Below are 5,078 nucleotides of genomic sequence, written 5' to 3' on the forward strand. Positions count from 1 at the left end.
GTCGATCGACAACTTGCTCGAATAAACTTTTGCCAACCGTCGATACTACCGAACGAGATTTTTTGAGAGCGCAAAAAACGATCTCGTTCGGCAATTAGTTCGTGATAACGACTGAGTTCTTCAGGACTTAATTTAACCTTGATCTGTTCGACGCGATAGGGTGCTAAAGCCGAACCTGCCAAATCTGCGGCGGTTTGGCGATAGACTTCTTTGCCTAATAACCTGTCTAAATCCTGATGTCTACCGTCGCTCCGTTCGGGAGTAGCACTCAATCCCAGCCGATAAGGCGCGAGCGAGTACTCGGCAACTACCCGATAAAAATCAGTCGGTAAATGATGGCACTCATCACAAATTAATAACCCATATAAATCGCCCAAAGATTCGATCTGAATCGCCGCACTGTCATAAGTCGAAATCAGAATCGGCGATCGATCGCGCGAACCACCGCCGAGCAACCCAATTTCCGTACCCGGAAACACCGTCAACAACTGCGCGTACCACTGGTGCATCAGATCGATCGTCGGCACCAAAATCAGCGTACTGCGGGGGGTAGCAGCCATCGCAAGCTGCGCGACGAGCGTTTTGCCCGCTCCGGTAGGCAAGACGATTACACCCTGCCTCCCGGCTTGTTTCCAGGCAAGTAGAGCTGCGGCTTGATGGGGATAGGGTTCGAGCTTGAGCTGAGAGTCTAATTGCAGCTCGTCAAAGGCTTTGGCTTTATCGACAAAATCCGTATTGTCTTGCTGGAGTGATTCGATAACTTCACGATAATTATGACCGGGAATCCGAAATTTCTCAATCCGATCGTCCCAAGTCGCATACTCCATCCAGCCTCTACCCTTTGGTGGTGGATGTAAGATCAAAGTTCCGCGATCATAGCTCAGGATTGGCACTCTTGCCATAAAGCGTCAGTCAAATGTTAGGCACCCTTTATCCTAACGCAACCCTTGCCAAACCAGCCGAACAGCTCACCCATAAAACCCAAAGCCTAAAGCCCGAAGCCTAAAACCTAAACTAACTCGCATGTGTCATTTTACTCGCGATTTCCGTCAGCCAATCATTTTGACCGATCGCCAGGGCAATTGCCATACCCGCCGCACCATTAGCCAGAAAACCTTTTTCGGTAAATTTGTAATTGATATGATTAGCGATCGACCATACAAACAAAGCAATTCCCGACATTATTAGCACGGTAATCACAACTGACAGCGATAAAATTTGACTATCGGCTTGGCTGGCATCAGCAACCCAAATTTTTGCCCAATGCGAGGCAATCAGCCAGATGAATACTCTACTCACACAGCAGATATATCCACCGATAAAATAGGCAATGATTCCTGGTATTAACTCCATATTTTGTAATCGATAGTAGGTTATTTGTAAATGAGGAAATTACTTACCATTTACTATTCCCTATTTACCACCTACTATCGCCATCGGTCGCGTTCTAGGTCGTAGATCGCCTTTTCCCAGTGCCAATCCGCAGATTTATCGGGGTGTCTGAGTTGAGATTGTTGAATCAAGCGATGTGCCGTACTCTGATTACCACCGAGTAATTTTAATAATTTTCGTTCTAAATGGGGATGTTGGGGTCGCAGCTTGCGATTATTGAGATGATGTTGTTTGCTGCCAGATTTCTGCTGATTCTTAACCCACAGAAACAGTAACAAGCAGATTGCTAACGAAATGGCGATTGTAACACCAGACATATGATATTTAGATGAAAAAGTTGAATATTTGTCGGCAGTGCTACTGACAGCATAACTACAAATCTTACATTTTAGATCCGTGCGATCGCGGAAGTTTCGATCGGGATGAATCGACTATGGTGATAACTACCAAAGCAGTAATGGTATCCAAGGTCTCTACCCAACTTCTCAGCGCGGGGGATGGTTAGCAGTCGCTACTAATATTATAAACAATTATCGCGATCTATCTTGCTAAATTTAGGCTCGATCTTAGCCCACGGATAGGGATGCAACCGATCTTGACGAAAGTCACAATAGCTGGCAATAAATTCCCTCAAGATCGGTCGAGTTTTCCGAAATCATCCCGCTTGATGTTGAAGTTATCGTTATCTCCCCAACCAGATTAGAGGTTAGTATGACTCGACTACATCAGCTTGCTTTAGTTACAATTATCGGGCTTTCTGTGCCTACGGCGATCGTTACTTTTCAACCCACGCCCGTAATGGCTCAGGAACAACGACTCAGCGGTGTATTTGGCGATAATAAATGGACTGTGAGTATTTTTTACGAGCGCGATGCTTATCGATATACTGCTACCAAAATTGGCGATAAAACTGGCCTCGATCTCGCTGGGGCAACGATCGGTGGTACGCGCGATCGCCGAACTTATACTTGGAGTAATGGCGATACTAGATATCAAGCCATCTGGCAACAAAAAGATCCTGACTTTATCCGCGTGCGGGTGCTATCGCCTGGAGGGACGGAAATTTTCAATAGATTGCTCAAACGGCAAGAGGAGGGCTGTTAAATTAATTAATAATTAATAATTAGCAGCAAGCCGATATTCGATTGGTATGAGACTGGCGTTTAACTCGATCGATAAAGATCGGCGATGAATCGATATAATATTTTTTGAGCATTTGCCGATCGAATCGAATCTTTAGCGGGATGAAATAGTTCAGATATCAAAGGTAAAACTTCTGTATCTAAAGCATCCCGAAAAAAAGCCTTGGGTAAAATAAGTTGAGCCGCATCGCGCAGATCGTGGAGGAATTCTACATTAAAACTTTCGGGATTGGATCGTGCGATCGCTAATGGTCGCACCCAACAGCGATCGGAGATAGTAATAGTGTCTATAACCTCTGCAAATAAATGTAATTTCTCTCCTCGTCCCCCTGAGATTGGAGAATCGAGACAGACAATTCTGTCGGTTTTAAATTCGACTACTCGATTTTTCTCAGTCATTTCAGCAAATTCAGGCTCGATCTAACCCTCTAAAAACTCATTTAAATCGGCTAGAGTCGTAAAATCTAAAAGAGCCTCGCCCAAAGCTTCGACTCTTTCGATCGATAGGCTGCCGATCTGCGTTTGAATGTTGGGAGTAAGATTGCCCAATTTTTTAGTTAATTGTCTGATAACTAATGCTCTCTCCTGTTGCAGTCCGCGCTCCAAGCCTTCCGCCAAGCCTTCCGCCAAGCCTTCCGCCAAGCCTTCTGCCAAAATATCTTGATAGATTACTGATTCTCTCACGATCTCTTTCCGTAATATTTGCTTAACTCGATCTCGATCCAACACTAACCCAGCTAATACCGCCGCAGTAGCTGCCAAATCCGCCTGAACTTTTGGCGATTCGATCTCTTCAATTTTAGCGGCTACGCTCCTTAATACCAACTCAGGTGCATCAGTTTGTCCCAAACTGGCAAAAGGATACAATCCTGGCGACTGTAAAAATATTTGGGCGGGTTGTTCCCACAGTCGAATTACTTCAAACTGATGGCGAGTATGTTCGATTTCAAATGTGGTTTGATAAACTAGCTCACTTGCAGTCCGAGTCAAGTAGATTACTATCTGTCTCATCCGTTTGGTTGGAAACTTGCGATAAGCCCTAATGCGATAGTCTAGCATCCGAAATGGCATCTCCCGATCGGGAACTGTCTGAAACTCCAGATGCAAAATTAAATCTTCATTAGCCAGCAAAATCAGACTATCGGCTCGAATTGGATCGACACTCAATTCTGTTGGCTGCAATTGAGTCAACGCAATACGTTCGCCAATCAGCCAACTAGCCAAATCTTCAGGAAAATGTTCGGCTAGATATTTACAAGTATTGTCATACATGCAGCAATAATTCTAATTCGATCTGAATGTATTATAAATCTTTAGTTATAAATTATTCATCATCTAAGTTTTAAGTAGAGAATATCTTACAGCCTAGGATCGATCGGTTCGCTTTCTAATGCTAATACGCCAAATACACACTCATGTACCTGACGTAACGGCAACCCCGCGACAAACCGTTCCAACGCCTCTACTCCCAATGCAAATTCCCGCAATGCCAGATTCCGCTTCGCACCCAAACCTCGCTGGCGCAGCCTGTCTAGATGTTCGGGGAGGTCGTACTCGGGGCCATAAATAATCCGTAGATACTCCGATCCTCGGACTTTAACCGCAGGTTGAATTAGACCTTTGCTACCAGAATTGATAAACTGCATCGGTTTGACGACCATCCCCTCGCCGCCAGCTTGGGTTAGTGTCTCCCACCATTGGGTAGCGGCTGTCACTGCTGCTTCGTCTTGAAGATTGACAGTGCGATGGGTAGAAGAAAGGAGGATCGGATCTGACTGACAGATTTGGGCAATTTGATTCATGTGCCAAAGATGGTCTTTGTCGGTATGTACCGTGCCCTCTGTTGCCATAATATGAAATGGTGCCAGTTTGAAATCTTCGATCGAGTCTACAGTCCAACAGTAGCGACGGTAAGCATCGACGTATTTGTGTGCCATACTCGATCGCATCTGTAATTTTTCGAGTTGGGGTGCGACTGCGACTCCGCGATCGAGTGCCTGTTGATATAATTGGGTCGCACAATCTAAAGCATGATTAGCGGCGGCACCCACAGGCGCGTATTGACTCGTAAGCAAGCTTTGGGCTTTTGCCGACCACGGCATCAATTCACAGTCTAAGCACACCCAGTCTGTCTCTAATCGCTGCCAGAAGTCACAAGCCGTAAGCGCGGCTCGAACGCGCTCCAAAAATGTAATTTCTAGTTGCAAATCATTGAAAAATCTGCGTCCCGTGCGGGTATAACAGATGCCGATGCCTTCCCCTGTAATCCCAAACCGTTGCTCCACAGCGGTTTCATCTCGACAGATAATAATTACCGCTCGCGAACCCATGTGTTTTTCTTCGCAGACAACTTCATTAATGCCGCTCGATCGATAATAATCAAAGGCTTCGGTAGGATATTCGAGATATCCAGGTAGTTTGGAAGTCGCCACGGGAGACATCGTAGGCGGCAGATAAATCAACCATTTAGGATTGGCGGCAAAGCGGCTCATTACTTCGAGAGCGGCAACAGATCGATCCGCCTGAATGGCAATATTTGCTTGC

General features: G+C 45.6%; 6 protein-coding genes and 1 pseudogene. 1 reads left to right on the forward strand and 6 read right to left on the reverse strand.

Features of this window, described 5'->3' with window-relative positions; genetic code table 11:
- The 3 genes from RMO35_RS00665 to RMO35_RS00675 all read right to left on the reverse strand — a co-directional run.
- On the reverse strand, positions 1–902 hold a 902-nt coding region (locus RMO35_RS00665), incomplete at its 3' end, for a DEAD/DEAH box helicase family protein (RefSeq protein ID WP_309737851.1).
- A gap of 112 nt (positions 903–1,014) precedes the next feature.
- Positions 1,015–1,353, reverse strand: coding sequence for a hypothetical protein (locus tag RMO35_RS00670; RefSeq protein ID WP_309737852.1), 339 nt, complete (start codon positions 1,351–1,353; stop codon positions 1,015–1,017).
- Between the two features lie 74 nt (positions 1,354–1,427).
- Positions 1,428–1,709: a hypothetical protein gene (locus RMO35_RS00675; protein WP_309737854.1), complete on the reverse strand. Its 282-nt coding sequence runs from the start codon at positions 1,707–1,709 to the stop codon at positions 1,428–1,430.
- 394 nt (positions 1,710–2,103) lie between these two features.
- Here RMO35_RS00675 and RMO35_RS00680 point away from each other — a divergent pair, with 394 nt between their 5' ends.
- Positions 2,104–2,496 (forward strand): hypothetical protein, encoded by a 393-nt coding sequence (locus RMO35_RS00680; RefSeq protein WP_309737855.1) that lies wholly within the window; start codon positions 2,104–2,106, stop codon positions 2,494–2,496.
- A gap of 59 nt (positions 2,497–2,555) precedes the next feature.
- Here RMO35_RS00680 and RMO35_RS00685 read toward each other — a convergent pair whose 3' ends face one another.
- From RMO35_RS00685 to RMO35_RS00695, 3 genes and pseudogenes are all read right to left on the reverse strand, one after another.
- Complete coding sequence (locus RMO35_RS00685; RefSeq protein ID WP_309737856.1) at positions 2,556–2,933, reverse strand: hypothetical protein; 378 nt, start codon at positions 2,931–2,933, stop codon at positions 2,556–2,558.
- A 21-nt stretch (positions 2,934–2,954) separates the two neighbouring features.
- A complete protein-coding gene (locus RMO35_RS00690) occupies positions 2,955–3,806 on the reverse strand; it encodes an Rpn family recombination-promoting nuclease/putative transposase (protein ID WP_309737858.1) in 852 nt (283 codons plus the stop codon).
- Between the two features lie 86 nt (positions 3,807–3,892).
- Positions 3,893–5,078: pseudogene (locus RMO35_RS00695) on the reverse strand (polynucleotide kinase-phosphatase); the annotation flags it as partial.

Source organism: Chamaesiphon sp. OTE_20_metabat_361 (genome assembly GCF_031364565.1).